The organism is Saccharopolyspora hattusasensis (assembly GCF_050972075.1).
GTDB lineage: Bacteria > Actinomycetota > Actinomycetes > Mycobacteriales > Pseudonocardiaceae > Saccharopolyspora > Saccharopolyspora hattusasensis.
Window position 1 is genome coordinate 2,218,179 of the sequence record NZ_JBPCDC010000001.1, and the last position, 19,873, is coordinate 2,238,051.

20 protein-coding genes are annotated in these 19,873 nt (G+C 70.7%); 5 read left to right on the forward strand and 15 right to left on the reverse strand.

What is annotated here, in order from left to right; translation table 11 throughout:
- Positions 1-251 precede the first annotated feature (251 nt).
- Positions 252-1,427 (forward strand): glycoside hydrolase family 64 protein, encoded by a 1,176-nt coding sequence (locus tag ACRXBZ_RS09695; RefSeq protein WP_433878813.1) that lies wholly within the window; start codon positions 252-254, stop codon positions 1,425-1,427.
- Here ACRXBZ_RS09695 and ACRXBZ_RS09700 read toward each other — a convergent pair.
- The gene (locus ACRXBZ_RS09700; RefSeq protein WP_433878814.1) at positions 1,402-2,769 is read right to left on the reverse strand and encodes an MFS transporter; all 1,368 of its coding nucleotides are present in this window, start codon (positions 2,767-2,769) and stop codon (positions 1,402-1,404) included. The two genes, ACRXBZ_RS09695 and ACRXBZ_RS09700, sit on opposite strands and share 26 nt — an antisense overlap.
- Between ACRXBZ_RS09700 and ACRXBZ_RS09705 the strand changes: the two genes are divergently transcribed.
- Complete coding sequence (locus tag ACRXBZ_RS09705; protein WP_433878815.1) at positions 2,768-3,739, forward strand: GlxA family transcriptional regulator; 972 nt, start codon at positions 2,768-2,770, stop codon at positions 3,737-3,739. The two genes, ACRXBZ_RS09700 and ACRXBZ_RS09705, sit on opposite strands and share 2 nt — an antisense overlap.
- Before the next feature lie 201 nt (positions 3,740-3,940).
- On the opposite strand, the gene ACRXBZ_RS09710 is transcribed toward ACRXBZ_RS09705, so the two are convergent.
- From ACRXBZ_RS09710 to ACRXBZ_RS09745, 8 genes are all read right to left on the reverse strand, one after another.
- Positions 3,941-5,410: a glycoside hydrolase family protein gene (locus ACRXBZ_RS09710; protein ID WP_433878816.1), complete on the reverse strand. Its 1,470-nt coding sequence runs from the start codon at positions 5,408-5,410 to the stop codon at positions 3,941-3,943.
- 341 nt (positions 5,411-5,751) lie between these two features.
- Complete coding sequence (aroQ, locus tag ACRXBZ_RS09715) at positions 5,752-6,186, reverse strand: type II 3-dehydroquinate dehydratase (protein ID WP_168584575.1); 435 nt, start codon at positions 6,184-6,186, stop codon at positions 5,752-5,754.
- Positions 6,183-7,292, reverse strand: coding sequence for a 3-dehydroquinate synthase (gene aroB, locus ACRXBZ_RS09720; RefSeq protein WP_433878817.1), 1,110 nt, complete (start codon positions 7,290-7,292; stop codon positions 6,183-6,185). The genes aroQ and aroB overlap by 4 nt, the downstream gene beginning before the upstream one ends.
- Before the next feature lie 94 nt (positions 7,293-7,386).
- Positions 7,387-7,911, reverse strand: coding sequence for a shikimate kinase (locus ACRXBZ_RS09725; RefSeq protein ID WP_433878818.1), 525 nt, complete (start codon positions 7,909-7,911; stop codon positions 7,387-7,389).
- Positions 7,911-9,116, reverse strand: a complete 1,206-nt coding sequence (gene aroC, locus ACRXBZ_RS09730) for a chorismate synthase (RefSeq protein ID WP_433878819.1) — start codon at positions 9,114-9,116, stop codon at positions 7,911-7,913. Before aroC ends, ACRXBZ_RS09725 begins: the two co-directional genes overlap by 1 nt.
- A 147-nt stretch (positions 9,117-9,263) precedes the next feature.
- Positions 9,264-9,893 carry a prepilin peptidase gene (locus tag ACRXBZ_RS09735; RefSeq protein ID WP_433878820.1) on the reverse strand — a complete coding sequence of 210 codons (630 nt, stop codon included), beginning with the start codon at positions 9,891-9,893 and terminating at the stop codon, positions 9,264-9,266.
- 111 nt (positions 9,894-10,004) lie between these two features.
- Positions 10,005-10,460, reverse strand: coding sequence for a PTS sugar transporter subunit IIA (locus tag ACRXBZ_RS09740; RefSeq protein ID WP_433878821.1), 456 nt, complete (start codon positions 10,458-10,460; stop codon positions 10,005-10,007).
- A complete protein-coding gene (locus tag ACRXBZ_RS09745; protein ID WP_433878822.1) occupies positions 10,457-10,693 on the reverse strand; it encodes a PTS sugar transporter subunit IIB in 237 nt (78 codons plus the stop codon). Before ACRXBZ_RS09745 ends, ACRXBZ_RS09740 begins: the two co-directional genes overlap by 4 nt.
- Positions 10,694-10,990: 297 nt before the next feature.
- Between ACRXBZ_RS09745 and ACRXBZ_RS09750 the strand changes: the two genes are divergently transcribed.
- Genes ACRXBZ_RS09750 through ACRXBZ_RS09760 form a run of 3 tightly spaced genes read left to right on the forward strand, consistent with a single transcriptional unit; the run spans position 10,991 to position 13,428 of the window.
- Positions 10,991-11,827: a GntR family transcriptional regulator gene (locus tag ACRXBZ_RS09750; protein ID WP_433883837.1), complete on the forward strand. Its 837-nt coding sequence runs from the start codon at positions 10,991-10,993 to the stop codon at positions 11,825-11,827.
- A gap of 29 nt (positions 11,828-11,856) precedes the next feature.
- Positions 11,857-13,119 carry a PTS transporter subunit EIIC gene (locus tag ACRXBZ_RS09755; RefSeq protein WP_433878823.1) on the forward strand — a complete coding sequence of 421 codons (1,263 nt, stop codon included), beginning with the start codon at positions 11,857-11,859 and terminating at the stop codon, positions 13,117-13,119.
- Positions 13,120-13,158: 39 nt separating this feature from the next.
- Complete coding sequence (locus ACRXBZ_RS09760) at positions 13,159-13,428, forward strand: HPr family phosphocarrier protein (protein ID WP_168584581.1); 270 nt, start codon at positions 13,159-13,161, stop codon at positions 13,426-13,428.
- A gap of 240 nt (positions 13,429-13,668) precedes the next feature.
- Here the strand turns inward: ACRXBZ_RS09760 and ACRXBZ_RS09765 are convergent, their stop codons facing one another.
- From ACRXBZ_RS09765 to ACRXBZ_RS09790, 6 genes are all read right to left on the reverse strand, one after another.
- Positions 13,669-14,523, reverse strand: coding sequence for a shikimate dehydrogenase (locus ACRXBZ_RS09765; protein ID WP_433878824.1), 855 nt, complete (start codon positions 14,521-14,523; stop codon positions 13,669-13,671).
- A complete protein-coding gene (gene mltG, locus ACRXBZ_RS09770) occupies positions 14,510-15,709 on the reverse strand; it encodes an endolytic transglycosylase MltG (RefSeq protein ID WP_433878825.1) in 1,200 nt (399 codons plus the stop codon). Before mltG ends, ACRXBZ_RS09765 begins: the two co-directional genes overlap by 14 nt.
- Positions 15,706-16,176: a Holliday junction resolvase RuvX gene (gene ruvX, locus ACRXBZ_RS09775; protein WP_433878826.1), complete on the reverse strand. Its 471-nt coding sequence runs from the start codon at positions 16,174-16,176 to the stop codon at positions 15,706-15,708. The genes mltG and ruvX overlap by 4 nt, the downstream gene beginning before the upstream one ends.
- Complete coding sequence (alaS, locus tag ACRXBZ_RS09780) at positions 16,173-18,845, reverse strand: alanine--tRNA ligase (RefSeq protein WP_433878827.1); 2,673 nt, start codon at positions 18,843-18,845, stop codon at positions 16,173-16,175. Before alaS ends, ruvX begins: the two co-directional genes overlap by 4 nt.
- Positions 18,846-18,922: 77 nt before the next feature.
- Positions 18,923-19,234 carry a hypothetical protein gene (locus ACRXBZ_RS09785; RefSeq protein WP_433878828.1) on the reverse strand — a complete coding sequence of 104 codons (312 nt, stop codon included), beginning with the start codon at positions 19,232-19,234 and terminating at the stop codon, positions 18,923-18,925.
- A complete protein-coding gene (locus ACRXBZ_RS09790; protein WP_168584586.1) occupies positions 19,231-19,638 on the reverse strand; it encodes a DUF948 domain-containing protein in 408 nt (135 codons plus the stop codon). The genes ACRXBZ_RS09785 and ACRXBZ_RS09790 overlap by 4 nt, the downstream gene beginning before the upstream one ends.
- Between the last annotated feature and the right edge of the window lie 235 nt (positions 19,639-19,873).

A 19,873-nucleotide genomic window follows, 5' to 3' on the forward strand; every position in this document is an offset into this window, starting at 1 on the left:
CCCGGGCTCGCGGTTGGTGCTGTCGGGGTTCGTGAGGGATGCCCGCCGATTTCCGGAAACCGGGAACCGTTCCCGGACTTTCGCGCTGTTGCCGAATTTCGCCATTCGCGGAATCCGGTTGTCCGGAAATGGCTTGTTCGCTGGGCCGGATCGAGCAGTCGTCGGCGGCGCTTCGGAGTATTGGCGGTTGGTGAGGCCGCTCACACAATTGTTGTGACCCTAAACTAATTCCCGCCCCGAAGGGATTTGCCGTGCTCAGCAGACGATCCTTCCTCGGCGGCGTCTCCGCCGCCGCCCTCGCCGTCCCCGCCATCGGCAGCCTCGGCTCCGTTCCGGCGGCCCTCGCCGGGCCGCGCCGCCCCGACGTCCCGCTGCCGCTGACAATCGTCAACCAGAGCGGTCAGTTCGACAACGCCTCGATCTGGGTCTACGTCGTCGGCGTGAACCTCGACTCCGGCGAGCAGTCCCGGGTCACCCCGGACGGCCGACTGGTGGCGGTTTCGCCGTCCGACAACGGCTCCGACGGCTTCGCCGACTACGCCATCCCGCTGCAGGACAGCGGCGACACCACGTTGAACCTGCCGAGCATGTCCGGCCGGATCTACTTCGCGCTGGACGAGAAGCTGAAGTTCAAGGTCGTCGCGGGCGGCGACGGCAAGCCCGCGCTGCAGTACCCGGCCGGCTGGGTCGACACCGACCCGAACCACTCGATCCCGCACGACACCGTCGAGTTCACCCTCAAACGCGACGGCATGTACTGCAACACCACGATGGTCGACATGTTCAGCGTGCCGCTGTCGATCCGGCTGCAGGGCGCGCAGGACCAGACCACCGGTACGATCGCCGCCAGCGGTCGCGAGCGAATCCTGAGCGGTGTCACGGAGAACGCGGACTTCGCCGGGCTGCGCCAGGACGACCTGCGGGTGATCGCGCCGGGCCACGGGCTCGACCTCGGCGCGTTCTCTGACACCTACTACGACTCCTACATCGAGGCGGTCTGGGCCAAGTACCAGGGCTCCCAGCTGAAGGTGAACACCGGCGACGGCCGGATCTTCACCGGCCAGATCTCGGGCGACACCTTCAACTTCGACGGCGGCGTGCAACCGATCGGCCGACCGTCCACAAGGGATGTTCTGTTCTGCGACGGCGCGCTGGCCGCCCCCAACGACGGCATCACCGGGCCGGTGGCGGCGATCCTGGGCGCCGGGTTCAACCGGTCGATCCTGCTGGACCTCGCCGACCAGCCCGGCACCGACCCGGGCGCGTTCTACCAGCACCAGGTCACCAACCACTTCGCCAAGGTGATGCACGCCAACACCGAGGACGGCAGGGCGTACGGGTTCGCCTTCGACGACGTCGCCGGTTTCGCCTCCTACATCCAGGACGGCGCGCCGAAGTCGATCACCGTGACGCTGACGCCGTGGTGACCGGTTCCGGCTCCCGCCGCGGCGCGGCGACCCGGATCGACACCGAGAAGGCCGTCGCCAGCAGGCACAGCAGGCCCGCGCCGTACCAGGCGGCGGCGTAGTCGCCGAACTGGTCGCGCACCACGCCCGCGATGCTGGCGATGGCCGCCGCGCCGATCTGGTGCGAGGCGAACACCCAGCCGAACACCACTGAGGCGCGGGGCCCGAAGTGCTCCCGGCACAGCGCCATGGTCGGCGGCACGGTGGCCACCCAGTCCAGCCCGTAAAACACCACGAACAGCACCATGCTCGCCTCCACCGAGGGGCCGAGCAGCTGCGGCAGGACGAACAGCGACAGGCCGCGCAGCGTGTAGTAGGCGGCGAGCAGCACACGCGGGTTGACCTTGTCGGTCAGCCAGCCGGAGAGCACCGTGCCGAGCACGTCGAAGACGCCGATCACCGCGAGCAGCCCGGCGGCGGTCGTGGTCGGCATGCCGTGGTCGTGCGCCGCCGGCACGAAGTGCGTGTTCACCAGGCCGTTGGTGCTCGCCCCGCAGATCGCGAAACCACCGGCCAACAGCCAGAAAGCGGGCTTGCGGGTCGCGTCGCGCAGGGTGCGCAGCGCGATCGCGGCCGGGTTGCCGCGGTCGCGGACCTGCTCCGGATCCTCGCCCGTCGCGCCGTAGGCGGTTACGCCGGCGTCGCGGGGGTGATCGCGCATCACCAGCAGCACCAGCAGGCCGACCAGCAGTGCGGTCCCGGCGATGACCAGCGACGTGAACCGCCAGCCTTGGCTCTCGACGAGCACGGCCGCCAGCGGCAGGAAGATCAGCTGCCCGGTCGCGCTACCGGCGGTCAGCACGCCGCTGACCAGCCCGCGCCGCTGCACGAACCACCGATCGACCACAGTGGACACAAACGCCAGCGCCATAGACCCGGTGCCCACTCCCACCAGGAGGCCCCAGCACACGATCAGCTGCCAGCTGGCCGTCATGAACACCGTCAGTCCGCTGCCGGCCGCGATGAGCAGCAGCGCCGCGACGGTGACCCGGCGGATGCCGAAGCGCGCCATCAGCGCCGCCGCGAACGGCGCCGTGAGGCCGTAGAGCAGGAGGTTCAGCGACACGGCGGCCGAGATGACGCTGTGCGGCCAGCCGAACTCGTCGTGCAGCGGATTCATGAAGACGCCGGGCATCGACCGGAAGGCGGCGGACCCGAGCAGGGCGATGAAGGCGACACCGGCCACCCACCAGGCGGGGTGGACGCGTCGCGCGGTCCCAGTGGCGATCACCCTGCCAGCCTCGCCGAGTCCGCCGCCCGGAACCAGTGGCCGGAGAGACAAGATGTGAGAAGATCCGGCCATGGCCACCAGCCCGCACCGGATCGCCGTGCTCGGCATCCCCGACGTCGTCGGCTTCGACCTGGCGATCCCCTCGCAGATCTTCGCCGGCGCCCGCCACGAGGACGGCGAGCCGTTTTACGACGTCCAGGTCTGCAGCCTCGACGGCGGCCCGATCCGCACCACCAAGGGGTTCTCCATCCTACCCGGGGCCAGCCCGGACTTCCTGACCGCGCCGGACACGCTGATCATCCCGGGCACCTACGTCGCGGGGCCGCGCACCGACGGCGGCATCGACGCGGAGCTGGCGGACTACCTGGCCGGGCTGCCGCGCGGCACGCGGATCATGTCGATCTGCACCGGTGCCTTCGTGCTCGCCGCAGCCGGGCTGCTCGACGAGCGCCCGGCGACCACACACTGGGCGCACGTCCAGCGGTTCCAACGGCTCTACCCGCAGGTGCGGCTGCACCCGGACGTGCTGTTCGTGGACGACGGCGACGTGCTGACCTCGGCCGGGGTGGCCGCCGGGATCGACCTGTGCCTGCACGTGATCCGCCGCGACCACGGCAGCGAGGTCGCCAACCACGCGGCCCGGTCCAGCGTCGTGCCGCCGTGGCGGGACGGCGGCCAGTCCCAGTTCATCGAGCGGCCGCTGCCGGAAACCGGCGGCAACGGCACCGCACCGACGCGCGCGTGGATGCTCGAACGCCTCGCCGAGCCCCTCACCCTGGACGACGTGGCAGTCCAGGCCGGGATGACCGTGCGCACCTTCACCCGCAGGTTCCGGGAGGAGACCGGCACCAGCCCGCTGGACTGGCTGCTGCAGCAACGCATCGAACGCGCCCGCCACCTCCTGGAGGCGACCGACCTGCCGATCGACGCGGTCGCGAAGCAGTCGGGCCTGCACACCGCGACGTCGCTGCGGAAGCACCTGCGCCTGCGCCTCGGCACCAGTCCCGCCGCCTACCGCCGAACCTTCCGCCGCACGACGTGACCTGACGACGTGACCTGACGACGTGACCTGACGACGTGACCTGACGACGTGACCTGACGGCGTGACCTGACGACGTGACCTGACGGCGTGACCTGAGGGCGTGGGTGCCGTGAGCGTTTCTGGGCGCTATGGCACCCAAAAACGCTCACGGGTCCTCTCGCCCCTGGCTGAACTGTCACGGAAAAGGTAATTCGCCGCTGATCAGCGGCGAAGGTCACCGGCCGGGGCGTGCGCGTCCCACTCCTGCTGGGAGACGTCGGCGATCGCCGAACCGTTGGCGGCGGCGACCTCCGCACTAACCGTCCACAGTAGACCCCTGTCGTCGAGCAGACCGACCACCCCCCGCGGGGATCGCATCGCGGGCGCCGCGGCGCGGATGGTGCCGGCGACCGGTAGCCCGTCCAGCGCGGGCACCCTCACGTCGAGAACCCTGGTGACCAATTGCTCCGCGACGGAGCGACGCTCGACGCGGACCCGCTGCCCATTGCGCACTACATCGACCGTGCGAGCCGGAGATGGCGCCGCGAAGCCGTCGAGGACCGCCGCCGCCTGCCTGGGCGTCCGGCACCCGCCGGCCCCGGTGACGTCGATGCCGAAGTGGCGGATGTCGGTCGGAGCCGGGAACAACGCGGTCGCGCGGAGAAGGTCCACCGGAACCGTCCCGCAAGGATCCACTGTGGACACGGTCGCGTGCCCGCCGGGACCGCGGACGAGACCTGGGCCTTCCTGCCAGGGGCCGGGCACGACCACCGGTACGTAGGGATGGCGGGTGAAATCCCGGTCCCAGAAGGTGATCGTGGTGCCCGTGTCGGTCTGGTGGGCGATCGCGAACGCGTCCAGCGCCGGAACCCACATCCAGTCCGCGCTGAACGCATCCACCACCGAACGCGACCGCTTGGCGCCCGCGGCGTCGAAACCCTTCTCGGTCAAGGCCTGCGGCTGGTCGGTGAACTCGGGATTGCGCGCGCGGAGCACGAACTGGCCAGCGCCGTTCCAGCCCGCCCCGGCAGCGGTGGTGTCGGTGAACATCAGATAGAACCAGCCGTCCAGGTACAGCGCGGAGGGCTGACCCGCGCCGTAGACGTTCTCCCGGTTCACCTCGCCGGAAGCCGTGACGATCGGGCGGCCGCCGGCCTCCCGCCGCCAGGAGAGGCCGTCGGGGCTGCCGGCGACGCCGATGGCGTTGCCATGTGCGTGATCCCCGGCCGCGCCCGTGTAGTAGAGGTAGTAGCGACCGTCCACTTTCAACACCGACGGGTCGCAGGTGTGCTTGCCGTCGAACCCCCCGGGTCGGCCGCTGAAGATGGGCACTGCGGGAGCGCCACCGGCAGCGGTGAAGGGCCCGTCGGGGCTGCCCGACGCGGCCGTCAAGATGTCGTCGCCCGGCGGGCCGATCCCGGGCAGCTGGCTGCACCACCAGGTGCGGTACTGCCTGCCGTCCTGCAGCACCGTCGGCCCGTAGTTGTAGGGCGCGGGCAACCCTCCGGCGACCACCACCCCGGCGCCGCCCCGCGCGCCACCGACGCCCAGCGCGATCGGTGCCTCGGGAGGCTCAACCCGCTGCTCGGCCTGCGGCTGGGGCCGGGGCGTGCCCTCGACCGGCGCGCACCCGGCCAGCAGCACCACCGCGGCCAAACCGGCCAATCGCCGCAACGGAATCCGATCCCTCACCGATGCTCCCCCAGACCCGCGCCAACACCGAGGTGACGGACACCTCCGCCCAATTTACTTGCAACGTGCGGGCCGCCGCTGGGCACGTGGCCGTGAGTCTTCTGGGTTGCGGTAGGGGCCGCCTTGGCATTGATCGTCCGTAGTGCGCGGTAGGGCGGCGGGCTCATGCCTCTCAAGCAAGCGGCGCAACCGCTTAGCCCACCCTCGCGGCTCGTACCGCCGCGGGTTCTCAGGCTGTGCCCACCCCGTACCGCAGGGGGCCGCCACCCGCACTGCCATGCAGGACGAGAATGGAAACAGCCTCTACAGCGCCCCAAAAGACACACGGCCCGGATAGGGAACTAGCTGCGTGACTTGTCGGCCAGCCACCGGATCGCTAGCGGATAGCCCTCGACGCCGAGGCCCGCGATGACCGCGGTCGAGACGTCGGACAGGTAACTGGTGTGCCGGAACTCCTCGCGCTTGTGCACGTTGGAGATGTGCAGCTCGATCAGGTCCGCTTCGAGCTGCGCCGCCGCGTCGCGCACCGCGATGGAGTAGTGCGTCCACGCGCCCGCGTTGAGCACCACCGGCCACCGCTGGTCGGCGGCCTCGTGCAGCCACTGGACCATCTCGCCCTCGTGGTCGGTCTGCCGGACCGCCACCTCCACGCCCAGCTCCTTGCCGGCGCGCTCGCACATCCCGACCAGGTCGGCGTAGGTGGTGCTGCCGTAGACCGAGGGCTCGCGCTTGCCCAGGCGACCGAGGTTCGGCCCGTTGAGGACGAGGACCTTCACAGCAGCACCTCCGAACCCGGCTTGGCCTCGCCGCCGGTGACCGCCGAGTACGCGGCGGCGATCAGCGACGGGTCCGGTCCCTCGAGGCGACCGGGCTTGGCCAGGCCGTCCAGGACCACGAACCGCAGCACCCCGGAGCGGGTCTTCTTGTCCATCCGCATCGCTTCCAGCAGCTGGCCGAGCGCGTCCGGGGCGTAGCTGGTCGGCAGGCCCAGCAGATCGAGGACCCGCTTGTGCCGGTCGGCGGTCTCGTCGTCCAGCCGCCCGGCCAGCCGCGCCAGCTCCGCGGCGAACACCAGTCCGACGCTGACCGCCGCGCCATGCCGCCAGCGGTAGCGCTCCCGGCGCTCGATGGCGTGGGCCAGCGTGTGGCCGTAGTTGAGCACCTCGCGCAGGTGCGATTCCTTCAGGTCCGCGGCGACCACGTCGGCCTTGACCTGGATCGACCGGCGCACCAGCTCGCCCAGCACGTCACCGGCCGGATCGGTCGCCACCGCCGGGTCGGCCTCGATGAGCCGCAGGATCTCCGGGTCGGCGATGAAGCCCGCCTTGACGATCTCGGCCATGCCGGCCACGAGCTCGTTGCGCGGCAGCCCCTCCAACGTCGCCAGGTCGGCCAGCACCAGGCTCGGCTCGTGGAACAGCCCGACCAGGTTCTTGCCCGCGTCGGTGTTGATGCCGGTCTTGCCGCCGACCGCGGCGTCCACCATGCCCAGCAGCGTGGTCGGCACGTGCACCACGCGGACCCCGCGCATCCATGTCCCGGCGACGAAACCGGCGACGTCGGTGACCGCGCCGCCGCCGAAGGACACCACCACGCCGTTGCGGTCCATGCCGACCTTGCCCAGGACCTCCCAGCAGAACCCGGCGACCTGCAGGCTCTTGCCGTCCTCGGCGTCCGGGATCTCCACCCGGTGCGCGTCCACCCCGGCCGAGGTCAGCTCCTCGCGGACCGCCTCCACGGTGCTGGTGATGGTGGGCTGGTGCACCAGCGCCACCACCGATGCGTCGCGCAGGAAGTCGACGAGCTCGCCGAGCAGTCCCCGGCCGACCACCACATCGTAGGGCTGCTGGCTGGCCACCCTGATCCGCACCGGTTCGGTCATCATCGTCCCTTCGGCTGAGCGAGTTCTCGGCTTGGCCCCACCCCTTGCCCGGTGGTGGGTGCGGTTGGAAGCATCCCACTCCCGACCGTCATGATCAGCTGGACGGCGTGTTGCGCACGGACAGCGCGGCGACGACCTGCTCCACGACTTCGGTGGCGGCCACGTGGTCGGTGACGATCTCGACGGCGGCCACCGAGCGATAGATGGGCAGCCGCGCGTCCAGCAGCGCCTTGAAGGTGGCGCGGGGGTTCACCCCGGCCAGCAGCGGTCGAGCCGTGGACAGCCCGACACGCCGAGCGCCTTCGGCCAGCCCCACCGACAGGAACACCACCGGGTGCCCGGCCAGTCGTTCGCGGGTGCGTTCCGACAGCACCGAGCCGCCGCCGAGCGCCAGAACGCCGTCGTGTTCGCGTAGCCCCGCGGCGACCGCGTCCTCTTCCATGGCCCGAAACGCCGGCTCGCCGTCGTTGGCGAAGATGTCGGCGATGGGCCGGCCCGCGGTCCGCACGATGTCGTCGTCGGTGTCCCGGAACGGCACATCGAGGCGCTGCGCCAGCAACTGGCCGATCGTCGTTTTGCCCGCTCCCGGCGGGCCGATCACCACCGCTCGCGGGCCCATCACCGCACCTGCCGCTTCTCGGCGCGCTCGCGCAGCGAGGCGAGGTAGCCCTCGACGTTGCGCCGGGTCTCCGGCAGCGAGTCGCCGCCGAACTTCTCCAGCGCGGCCTCCGCGAGGACCAGCGCGACCATCGTCTCGGCGACCACGGCGGCGCGCGGCACGGCCGTGATGTCGGAGCGCTGGTGCATCGCCTGCGCCGGCTCGCCGGTCACCATGTCCACAGTGGCCAGTGCGCGTGGCAGGCTGGAGATCGGCTTCTTCGCGGCGCGGACGATCAGCGGCTCGCCGTTGGTGATGCCGCCTTCCAGGCCGCCCGCCCGGTTGGTGCCCCGCCGCACCCACTTGGCGCCCTGGTCCGGGTAGATCTCGTCGTGCGCCGCGCTGCCGCGCCGGTGCGCGTTGGCGAAGCCCTCGCCGATCTCGACGCCCTTGATCGCCTGGATGCTCATCAGGGCACCGGCCAGCCGCGCGTCGAGCTTGCGGTCCCAGTGCACGTGGGAGCCGATGCCCGGGGGCAGCCCGTAGGCGATGACCTCGACGACCCCGCCGAGGGTGTCGCCGTCCTTCTTGGCCGCGTCGACCTCAGCCATCATCTTCTCGGTCGCCTCGTCGCCGAAGGCGCGCACCGGGTTGTCGTCGATGGCGCCCAGGTCGTCCGGGCCGGGCAGCACGTCGCGCGTGGCGTCGACGCCGCCCAGGCTGATGACGTGGCTGACGATCTCGACCCCGAGCAGCTGCCGCAGGAACTGCCGGGCGACCGTGCCGACGGCGACGCGGGCGGCGGTCTCGCGGGCGCTCGCGCGCTCCAGCACCGGGCGGGCCTCTTCGAAGCCGTACTTCTGCATCCCGGCGAGGTCGGCGTGCCCGGGCCGGGGACGGGTCAGCGGCGCGTTGCGGGCCAGCGATGACAGCACGTCCTCGTCGATCGGATCGGCGGCCATCACCTGCTCCCACTTGGGCCACTCGGTGTTGCCGATGCGAATCGCGATCGGGCCGCCCTGGGTCCGGCCGTGCCGGATGCCGCCGATCAGCTCCAGCTCATCGGCCTCAAAGTTCATCCGCGGGCTGCGCCCGAAACCGAGCTTGCGCCGCTCCAGCTGGGTCGCGATGTCGGCGGAGGTCACCTCGACCCCGGCCACCATGCCTTCCAGCACCGCCACCAGGGCGGGACCATGAGATTCTCCAGCGGTCATCCAACGCAGCACAGCTATAGATCCTGCCACGTTCGGTCCCGGGTGAACCCGGCCGGGGGTCCTACACTGCGCTTTCGTCCGCCCCCGCGACCTCGACACCTCCAGGGGGGCCACGAGGCCGGACCAGCAGCAACGAAACGCCGTTCGGGATCGCCGCGCCTACGGCCACGGCGCGAAGGCCGTGACGAGCCAGGCCGGGGCGAGCATGGCGGGGCCGTGCGGGACGCCGCCCAGCCGCGTCCACAACGCCGCCACCAGCGTCAACGCCGCCGCGGCGGCCATCACGAACAGCACCGCCGACAGCGACACCGCGCCCACCACGGCACCGAGGCTGCCCGCCAACTTCACGTCGCCCGGCCCCATCGCACCCGACGACACCACGCGCACCAACAGATACGTCCCGGCGAAGACCACCGCACCGGCAACGGCACCGAGCAGCACATCTGACCTGTGCAGCGCCGCGACGGTCAGCAACACCGCCGCGACCGGATATGCGGGCAGCGTCAGCACATCCGGGAGCCGCCCGGCCAGCACGTCGCACACCGCCAGCAACACCGCGAACCAGCCGAGCGCCAGCGGGATCGCCGCCCACCACAACGGCATCCCGGTCACCACGCGGACGAACACCACGGCCCACAGCAGGCCCACCGCCAACTCGCACCACATCCGAGGCGGCCGAACTCCCCTGCGCATCGAGCAGAGCGCGAGCCGACCCAGCCGACCCGCCGCGAAACCAGTTGCACCACCAGCGATCCCGATCAACACGACCATCGCAACAGCGTCGGGCACACCACGGGGAACATCCGGCTTCCCAGCCGCAAAGGTGCGCGTGTCGGGCAGCCGGCCAAGGCCCGTGAGCGCTTTCAGGCGCTATCGCACCAAAAAGCACTCACGGGGCATTCAGGCCCCCACCGCGAACAGCGGGTCGCCCGCGACGACCTGACCGTCCTCGCGCACATCGGTCAGGGCGTCCGGCACGACGTCCAGGGCGACGACTGGGCAGATCGACGAGTAGCCGTGCGACTCCACCTCGGACGGATCCCAGGTGACGATGCGCTGGCCCGCCTCGACGACGTCACCCTTCGCCACGTGCAGCTCGAAGCCCTCGCCCTTCAGCTTCACCGTGTCGATGCCCAGGTGCACCAGGATCGCGGCGCCGCCGGGCGACGCGATGACGAAAGCGTGCGGGTGCAGGGTTGCGACCGTGCCGGCCACCGGCGCGACCGCGTCGGCCCGACCGCCGGACGGCTGCACCGCCACGCCCGGGCCCACCATGGCCTGCGAGAACACCGGGTCGGGCACCTCGCTGATCGCGGTGGCCAGGCCCGCCACCGGACTGCCGACCTCGATGCTCACCGCAGGTCCTCGATGTCCTCGGCCAGGGTGTCCGCTTCCGGGCCCACCACGACCTGCACGACCGGGCCCTGCACCATCACGCCGTGCGCCCCGGCGGCCTTCAGCGCCGCCTCGTCGATCTTGGAACCGTCCTCGACTTCGCAGCGCAGCCGCGTGATGCACGGCTCGATCTCCACCACGTTGTCCCGGCCGCCAAGTGCAGCCAGGATTGCCGCGGCCTTGTCCTGAGCCACCCTGTGCTCCCTTCGTCCTCCGACGACGCAGGCGTTGCGCACCGCGTCGAGACGATCTTGCGCCACTGGGTGTCGATGCGGCAACGAATCGCGAGCCGTCTTGACACCCGATCGCATGAAAGCGCATTGTTCGCAACCGACTGGTTTAGACCGGACAGTACCAACCCCGTAGGACCGGTGAACAGCACCGGATTCGATCCGCCCGCGTTCGACCGGTGCCGGGTGCCCAAGGTGCACCGGGCGTCGATGTCCGGCAAGACCGCCGGCAAGACCGCCGGCAAGACCGATGGAGGCAGCGTGGCCGCACGGCGAACCGCAGACGGCTGTTCCCGCCCGGGGACGGCTGACGTGCTGCGCGACGGCCCGACGCCGAAGCACGCCCAGCTGCGCGAGATCCTGCGCGAGCTGGCGAGCGAGGAACTGCTGCCAGGTTCGCCGGTGCCGTCCGAACGCGACCTCGCGGTGCGCTACGGCGTGTCCCGGCTCACCGTCCGCGAGGCGGTCGGACAGCTCGTCGCCGAGGGCCTGCTGGTGCGGGTCCGAGGCAAGGGCACCTTCACCACCCGGCCCCGGGTGGACTCCCAACTGCACCTCGCCTCGTTCACCGAGGACATGCGCCGCCGCGGCATGCGGCCGGAGACGGTGCTGCTCGACGCGGCCGAGGCGGTCCCGCCGACCGCCACCGCCGAAGCGCTCGACCTCCGGCCCGACCAGCACGCGTACTGGCTCTGCCGGCTGCGCAAGGCCGATGGTGCGCCGATGGCGGTGGAACGCGGCTGGTACCACGCCGGGCTGCTGCCCGGCCTGCTCGACCACGAGCTGACCGATTCGATGTACACCCTGCTGGCCCGCAACTACCAGGTGCAGCTGGAAAACGGCACGCAGACCGTGCTCGCCGAGGGCGCCGACGCCGAAACCGCGCGGCTGCTCGGGGTCCGCACCGGCAGTCCGGTCCTGGTGTTCCGCCGGATCTCCACGGCGCAGGGCCGGCCGATCGAGGACATGACTTCCTGGTATCGCGGCGATCTGTACCAGGTGACCATGCAGCTGGACCGCAACCCGAGCGGCTCCGGCCACCACCGCCCGTCCAGGCGGCCCACCAGGCCGACCGGACGCCAACATCCCGCCAGATGACCCGGTCTCCACGACACAGGAGGTAACCGATGAGTGCCAGCGCCACCACGGCGAGCGGCAACGGGAAGGGTTTCGCCCTGCTGCAACGGCTCGGCAGGAGCCTGATGCTGCCGATCGCCGTCCTGCCCGCCGCCGCGCTGCTGATGCGCCTCGGCCAGGATGACCTGCTCGGCAAGGAGGGGCTCGGTGCGGTGCTGCCCTGGATGCAGCCCGTGGCCGGGGTGATCGGCTCGGCCGGTAACGCGCTGTTCAACTACCTGCCGCTGCTGTTCGCCATCGGTGTGGCGATCGGTTTCGCGAAGAAGGCCGACGGCTCCACGGCGCTGGCCGGCGCGGTGGGCTACCTGGTGCTCTCCGGCGTGCTCTGGGAGATCACCGGCACCGAGTCGGACAAGGCGTTCAACAAGGGCCCGTACGGCGTGCTCGGCGGCATCATTGCCGGGTTGACCGCGGCCTGGCTGTGGCAGCGGTACCACCGCATCAAGCTGCCCGCCTACCTGGGCTTCTTCGGTGGACGGCGCTTCGTGCCGATCATCACCGCGTTCGCCATGGTGATCGCCGGCGTGGTCCTGGGCCTGGTGTTCCCGATCTTCGACGCCGGTCTGACGGCCTTCAGCGACGCGGTCACCCAGAACGCGGTGCTCGGCGGCGGCATCTACGGCGTGATCAACCGGCTGCTGCTGCCGTTCGGCCTGCACCACATCCCGAACAACGTGGTCTGGTTCCTATTCGGCGACTACCACGGTGAGAAGGGCGACATCGCCCGTTTCTTCGCCGGCGACCCGAACGCCGGCAGCTTCATGACCGGCTTCTTCCCGATCTTCATGTTCGCCCTGCCCGCCGCGGCGCTGGCCATCTGGCAGTGCGCGAAGCCGTCGCAGCGCAAGATCGTCGGCGGCGTGATGATCTCGGTGGCGCTCACCGCGTTCATCACCGGCATCACCGAGCCGCTGGAGTTCTCGTTCATCTTCGTGGCCTGGCCGCTGCTGCTGGTCCACGCGGTGCTCACCGGCACCTCGATGGCGCTGGTCAACGCGCTGGACATCCACAGCGGGTTCGGGTTCTCCGCGGGCGCCATCGACTACGTGCTCAACTTCGGCATCTCGCAGAACTCGCTGTGGCTGATCCCGATCGGCCTGGGCTACGCGGTCATCTACTACTTCGTGTTCCGGTTCGTGATCACGAAGTGGAACCTGCGCACCCCGGGCCGTGACGAGGACGACACGGAAAACGCCGAGGTGGGCGCGGATAATGCTGGTGGGGACGCCAAGCCGGGCCCCGACAGGAACTGACCCCGGCGATCGTTTTCCCTCCCCGACGAACGGAGAATCATGTTCGAACGACGGGTCACCGTGGCAAGCAAGGTTGGGCTGCACGCGCGGCCGGCGGCACTAGTGGCCAAGGCCGCCGCGGCGCAGCCCGTGAAGATCACGATCCGCAAGGACGATACTGATCCGGTGGAGGCGGGCAGCATCCTCGGGCTGATGACCCTGGGCGCGGGCCACGGCGACGAGGTGGTGCTCGCGGCCGAGGGCGAAGGCGCGGAGGCGGCGCTGGACCACCTCGCCCGGCTGGTCGCCTCGGACCTCGACAACAACTGACCGGTCCCGGATCTCGAAGTCCATCGCATCCCCATAGATCGGGTGTTGCGACGACTCCTAGAACCCACCCGCGGGGGGAGGGGCCGTCCGACGTAACCCGCAAGTTCCATTGAAATCGAACCTTCGATTTCAATGGAACTTGCGTCCCATCGGCGTGTCGAGGTACGACACACCGACGCCTGTGGAGAACTTCCGCAATTTCAATGGAAATCGATGCACCGATTTCCATTGAAATTGCGGTCAGAGCGGGAGCGGGAGCTCGTTGCCGGTCGCGGCGGCGAGGGCGTCGCGCATGGCTTCGCGCGGAGCCGGTAGCCCGGTGAACTGCTCGACCTGGCCGAACGCCTGGTGCAGCAGCATGTCCAGTCCGGTGGCGATCCGCCCGCCCGCCGCGGTCACCGCAGCGGCCAGCGGCGTCGGCCACGGATGGTAGACGACGTCCAACACGCAACCCGCCGTCGCAAGCTCCGCCGCCTGCGCGTCCAACGCCCCTGCCGGGAGCGTCGACACCACGACGTCCGCCGCTGCCGCGGCGTCCGCGAGCACGACGCTGGCCAGCCGCTCGACGCGCGCCCGCAGGCCGACCCGCTCCGCGGTCTCGGCCGCGTCGCGCGCTCGCGCGGGCTCGCGCACCGCGAGCGTCGCTTCGCTCAGCCCGAGCTCCGCGAACGCGGCCAGGGTCGCGGCGGCAGTGCCGCCGGCTCCCAGGATCAGCCCGCTGTGGCCGGTGGTGAATCCGCCCGCGCTGCGCAGCGCCCCGACGACTCCGTCGACGTCGGTGCAGTCCGCGGCCCAGCTGCCGTCGGCCCGGTGCACCAGGGTGTTCGCCGCTCCGACCGCCGCGGCCCGCTCGCTGACCTCGCTCGCGACGCCCAGCGCCGCCCGCTTGCCTGGCATGGTGACCGACAGCCCGGCCCATTCCGGGCCGAGCCCGGCGACAAACCCGGCGAGCCGCTCCGCGTCGACCTCGACCCGCTCGTAGGTCCAGCCGTGCAGGCCGAGCGCGGCGTAGGCGGCGCCGTGCAGCAGCGGGGACAGCGAGTGCTCGACCGGCGAACCGAGCACCGCTGCCCGCCGGGGCTCAGAACGCCCCACGTGCCTGTGCCTCGTCGATGTAGGCGTCGTGCTGTGCCTGGGTGTCGGCGAAGCAGGAGGTGCCGTCCGGGTAGCACTTCACGAAGAACTTCCAAGTGCCGTCAGCGGGTTTCTCCGCTGCCTGCAGGGCTTCCTTGCTGACAGCCGAGATCGGCGTGGGTGGCAGGCCGTAGTTCCGGTACGTGTTGTACTGCCCATCGATCCCGCGGTCCTCGGGCCTGGTCAGCAGGGACGGTTTGTCCAGCGGGTAGTTGATCGTGGAGTCGAGCTGAAGGTGCATAACCGGGTGGGTCAACCGGTTGTGGATCACCCGGGAGATCTGCCCGAAGTCCTTGGCGATGCCCTCGCTCTGCACCAGCGAAGCGATCTTGAGCAGATCGTACGGGCTGTACCCGGTGCCCTCGGCGGCCTGCGGCAACCCCGCGACCTCGAGCTGCGCAGCGGACCGGGTCACCACATCGCGCAGCACGTTCTCCGCGGTCTCGCCCGGCTTCACGTCGTAGAGACCGGGCTGGATCAGGCCCTCCAGCCGCCGCTTCGGCTCGGCCTTGGAGGCGTCCGCGAACGCCCACTGCGGCACGCCGAGCGAGGCCAGGTCGGCGGTCGTGGCGACCCGGTGCATCTCCTCGGAGGTGATGCAGGTGGGGTTGGCCCCGGCGCAGGTGGCCTCGGCGAGCTTGGTCAGGATGCCCGGGGTGTGCCCGTTGTCGGGCGCCAGCTGGTCCTCCAGCCGCATGCCGGCGCGGATGTCGACCCGGCCCACCTTCGCGGCCGCCGACAGGATGTGCGCGACGGCTGCCTCGCCGGACATCTTGTTGCGCATCAGGTAGTAGCCCGGCTGGATGCTGTTGATCTGCCGGTTCTCCTCGGCGGCCTTGGTGAACGCCTTGGTGCTGGCCACTACGTCCCGCTCGGCGAGGGTGCGACCGATGGCGCTGACGGTGTCACCGGGCTTGATCTCGATGACGACGTCGCCGGTGCCCTCGCCCTCGTAGTTCTCGTAGGAGCCGATCTGCATGATCTGGCTGGCCCCATAGAGCACGCCGACGCCGACCAGCAGCAGCACGAACAAGCTAGCCACCGCGGTCACGATCCGGCGGCGCTTGCGGCGGCGGAACCGCTCCGGGTCCGGTGCACGCCGCCGCTCGCCGGGCTCGTCGGCGAACAGTCCGAGATCGTCGGTCACGAAAGGTCCTCTCGTGTCTTCCCCCGACCGTCAAGGAATGCCTGCAGGATTTCCACCGCCGCCGCCTGATCGACCACGGCGCGCTGCTTCTTCCCCCGCACGCCGCGTTGCGACAGCATCCGGCTGGCCGTCACGGTGGTCAGCCGCTCGTCGGCGAACCGCACCGGTACCGGTGCGATCCGTTCCGCGAGCGCCGCCCCGTAGGCCTGCGCCGTTTCCGCTGCAGTTCCGTGCCGGCCCGCCAACGTCTTCGGCAGGCCGACCACGACTTCCACCACCTGGTGCTCGGCGACGAGCCCGGCCAGCTGCGCGAGATCGCTGCCGCCAGTGACGTCCCGCTGCAAGGTGACCAGCGGGGTCGCCAGCATCGGCGCGGGGTCGCTGAGTGCGACCCCGACCCGGACCGCGCCCACGTCGACGCCTAGCCGACGCCCCGCTCCGGGATCCGCCTGCCGATGCTCGGTCACCCGCCAGCCACCACCTGGTCCAGCGCCTTGCGCAGCGCCTCGATCGCCGCCGTGATCCCGGCCGGGTTCGAGCCGCCGCCCTGCGCCATGTCCGGCTTGCCGCCACCGCGCCCGCCGACCTCGGCCGCGAAGCCGGGCACCAGCTTGCCCGCGGCGATGCCCTTCTCGCGGGCCGTGTCGTTGACGCCGACCACGAAGCTGACCTTGCCCTCGTCGGCGGCGAACAGCGCCACCACGGAGGGGCGGGAGCCCAGCCGGCCGCGGATCTCGCCGGCCAACGCGCGCAGCGCGTTGCCGTCCACGCCGTCCGGTACCTGCTCGGCGACCAGCGTCACGCCATGAACGTCGGTGCCCTTGTCGGCGAGCTCGCCCGCGGACTGCAGGATCTGCGCGATGCGCAGCTGCTGCAGCTCCTTCTCCGCACTGCGCAGCCGGGAAACGACGCCCTGGATGCGTTCCGGCAGCTCGTCGGCGGGCACCTTGAACTGCTCCGCGAGCTGGCTGACCAGCAGGTGTTCCTTGCTGATGTGGCGCATCGCGTCCATGCCGACCAGCGCTTCGACACGGTGCACGCCGGAGCCCACCGAGGAGTCGGCCACCAGCTTGACCACGCCGAGGCGGCCGATGCGCGGCACGTGGGTGCCACCGCACAGCTCGCGGGAGTAGTCGCCCATGTCGACGACCCGGACCTGGTCGCCGTACTTCTCGCCGAACAGCGCGATGGCGCCGAGCTCCATGGCCCGGTCCATCGTCGTGGTGTAGGACTGCACCTCGACGTCGCTCTGCAGGTAGTCGTTGACCTCTTCCTCGACCCCGGTGAGCACGCTCGAGGACACCGCCGTCGGGGCGGTGAAGTCGAAGCGCATCCGGCCCGGCGAGTTCAGCGAACCGGCCTGCGCGGCGCGCCTGCCGTAGGCGCTGCGCACCGCCGCGTGCACGAGGTGGGTGGCGGAGTGCGAGCGCTCGATGGCGTGGCGGCGCGCGACGTCGACGGCGGCTTCGAGCGTGGTGTCCACGCCGAGCTCGCCTTCGACGACCTTGGCGCGGTGCACGAACAGGCCCGGCACCGCGCGCTGCACGTCGTGCACCTCGACGGCCACACCGGGACCGACCAGCCGACCGGTGTCGGCGATCTGGCCACCGCCCTCGGCGTAGAACGGGGTGCGGTCCAGGACCAGCTCGATCTCGGTGCCCGCGGCGGCGGATTTCACCGGCTGCCCGTCGACCAGCAGGCCCAGCACGCGGCTGTGCGACTGCAGGTCGGTGTAGCCGATGAACTCGGTGGTGCCGTGCTGGTCGAGCAGGGTCCGGTACGTCGACAGGTCGCCGTGGCCGGTCTTGCGGGCCTTGGCGTCCTCCTTGGCCCGGCGGCGCTGCTCGGACATCAGGTTCCGGAAGCCCTGCTCGTCGACGGTCAGGCCCTGCTCGGAAGCCATCTCCAGGGTCAGGTCGATCGGGAACCCGTAGGTGTCGTGCAGCTGGAAGGCCTTCTCTCCGGCCAACTGCTTGCCACCGGCCTTCTGGGTGTCGGCCACCGCAAGATCGAAGATCTTCGAGCCGGCGGTCAGGGTGGTCAGGAAGGCCTCTTCCTCGTTGCGCAGCACCGAGTCGATGCGGTCGAACTCGGTGACCAGCTCGGGGTAGCTCGGCGCCATCGCGTCGCGCACGACCTTGCTGAACTCGCCGAGCACCGGCTCCTGCACGCCCAGCAGACGGGTGGAGCGGATGATCCGGCGCAGCAAGCGCCGCAGCACGTAGCCGCGGGCTTCGTTGCCGGGGGTGACGCCGTCGCCGACGAGCATCACGCCGGAGCGGGCGTGGTCGGCGATGACGCGGAAGCGTACGTCGTCCTCGTGGTTCGCGCCGTAGCGGCGGCCGGAGAGCTCCTCTGCCCTGGCGATCACCGGGCGGACCAGGTCGGTCTCGTAGACGTTCTCCACGCCCTGCAGCAGGCACGCGACGCGCTCGACGCCCATGCCGGTGTCGATGTTCCTGGTCGGCAGTGAACCGATCGGCGGGTGGCCCAGCTTCGGCGACTGGTCACCCCTGATGTCCTGCATGAACACCAGGTTCCAGATCTCGATGTAGCGGTCCTCGTCGGCGACCGGGCCGCCCTCGCGGCCGTACTTCGGACCGCGGTCGTAGTAGATCTCCGAGCACGGGCCGCCGGGACCGGGCACGCCCATGTCCCAGTAGTTGTCCTTGCCGTCGCGGGCCTGGATCCGCTCGGCGGGGACGCCGGCGACCTGCTGCCACAGCTGGGCGGCCTCGTCGTCCTTCTCGTAGACGGTCACCCACAGCCGCTCCGGGTCGAAGCCGTAACCGCCGTCGGCCTGGGAGCCGGTGAGCAGCTCCCAGGCATGCTGCATGGCGCCTTCCTTGAAGTAGTCGCCGAAGGAGAAGTTGCCGGCCATCTGGAAGAACGTGTTGTGCCGGGTGGTCTTGCCGACCTCGTCGATGTCGCCGGTGCGTACGCACTTCTGGATGCTGGTGGCCCGCGGGTACGGCGCCGGGGCCTCGCCCAGGAAGTAGGGCTTGAACTGCACCATGCCGGCGTTGACGAACAGCAGCGTCGGGTCGTCGAGGATCAACGACGCGCTGGGCACAACGGTGTGGCCGCGGCTGCGGAAGTGCTCGGTGAACCGGTTGTTGATCTCGTGGGTCTGCACGCTGGTTCCTCAGGAAATTCGGGTGACGGACACGGCTGGTGGTGTCGGCGAGCGGCTGGCGGCGCGGGGCGCCGGCGTCAGCGGCCCGCCCGGCGAGCTCGCCGACCGTTGACCGCGCCCGCGCCGGAGTCCGCGTCGATCCGGCGGAACTGCACCGTGTCCGCGGCGCTGCCGCGCTCCACCACGTCGTGCAGTTCCTGCTCCCGCTCCTGCATGCCCGCGCGCACCTCGGCGCCGAACGAGCCGACGGCTCCGGCGAGTTCCCGGACCGCGCCGCCCAGCTGCTCGGCCATGCCGCTCGGGGTCGCCTTCCGGGCGGTCTCGTTGAGCTTGCGCGTCAACGCGACCCCGGCCGCGACCCCGGCGCCGAACCAGAACAGGCGCCTCACTTGCGCCCCCCTTTGCCCTTGCGGCGGAAGTGCCGGCCGGCGGGCTCCTGCCGCCGCTTCCGGCGGGCCCGCAGCGCCTTGCCGACCCCGTAGGAGAACGCCGCCGTCTTCACCAACGGACCACCCAGTGTAGCCGTGAACAGCGAGGACAACGCCGATACGTTGCCGCTGATCGTCTTGGCGTTGGCGGTGATCCCGTCGACCCGCTCCAGCTGGGTGTTGACGTGAGTGATGGTCGAGTTCGCCCCGGTGAACAGCGGATCGGAGTTCTCGTGCGCCTTGCGGATCGCGATGGTCGCCTCGTCCAGCGTGCGGCCGAGCTTGATCAGCGGGATCGCCAGCAGCACGACCAGCAGCACGAACGCTCCGGCGGCGATCAGCGCGGCGATCTGCGTGGGCGTCACGTGCCCTCCCGTATGTCCACGTCATGTCGGTGGGACCGGGGCCAAGTCCCGGTCCGTTGATCGTGCGTCAGGTTACCGGCCCCGCTCCCCCACCCCAGCACCCGGTCGGCCCCGCCAGGCGAAGGGCACCATCGGGCGACACACCCGCCCGGCGGTGCCCCAGTCAGGCCCCGAACGCGTGAAACGCAAGGGCACCCTCAGCCGGGCAACCCGGCCGGGGGCCCGAATCTCGGAC

Bases quoted from the DNA above. Each gene is read 5' to 3' on its own strand.
- ACRXBZ_RS09705 (WP_433878815.1), top strand. From the start codon at position 2,768: ATGGCCACCAGCCCGCACCGGATCGCCGTGCTCGGCATCCCCGACGTC.
- ACRXBZ_RS09725 (WP_433878818.1), bottom strand. From the start codon at position 7,911: ATGGGCCCGCGAGCGGTGGTGATCGGCCCGCCGGGAGCGGGCAAAACG.
- aroB (WP_433878817.1), bottom strand. From the start codon at position 7,292: ATGACCGAACCGGTGCGGATCAGGGTGGCCAGCCAGCAGCCCTACGAT.
- ACRXBZ_RS09760 (WP_168584581.1), top strand. From the start codon at position 13,159: ATGTTCGAACGACGGGTCACCGTGGCAAGCAAGGTTGGGCTGCACGCG.
- ACRXBZ_RS09755 (WP_433878823.1), top strand. From the start codon at position 11,857: ATGAGTGCCAGCGCCACCACGGCGAGCGGCAACGGGAAGGGTTTCGCC.
- ACRXBZ_RS09700 (WP_433878814.1), bottom strand. From the start codon at position 2,769: ATGGCCGGATCTTCTCACATCTTGTCTCTCCGGCCACTGGTTCCGGGC.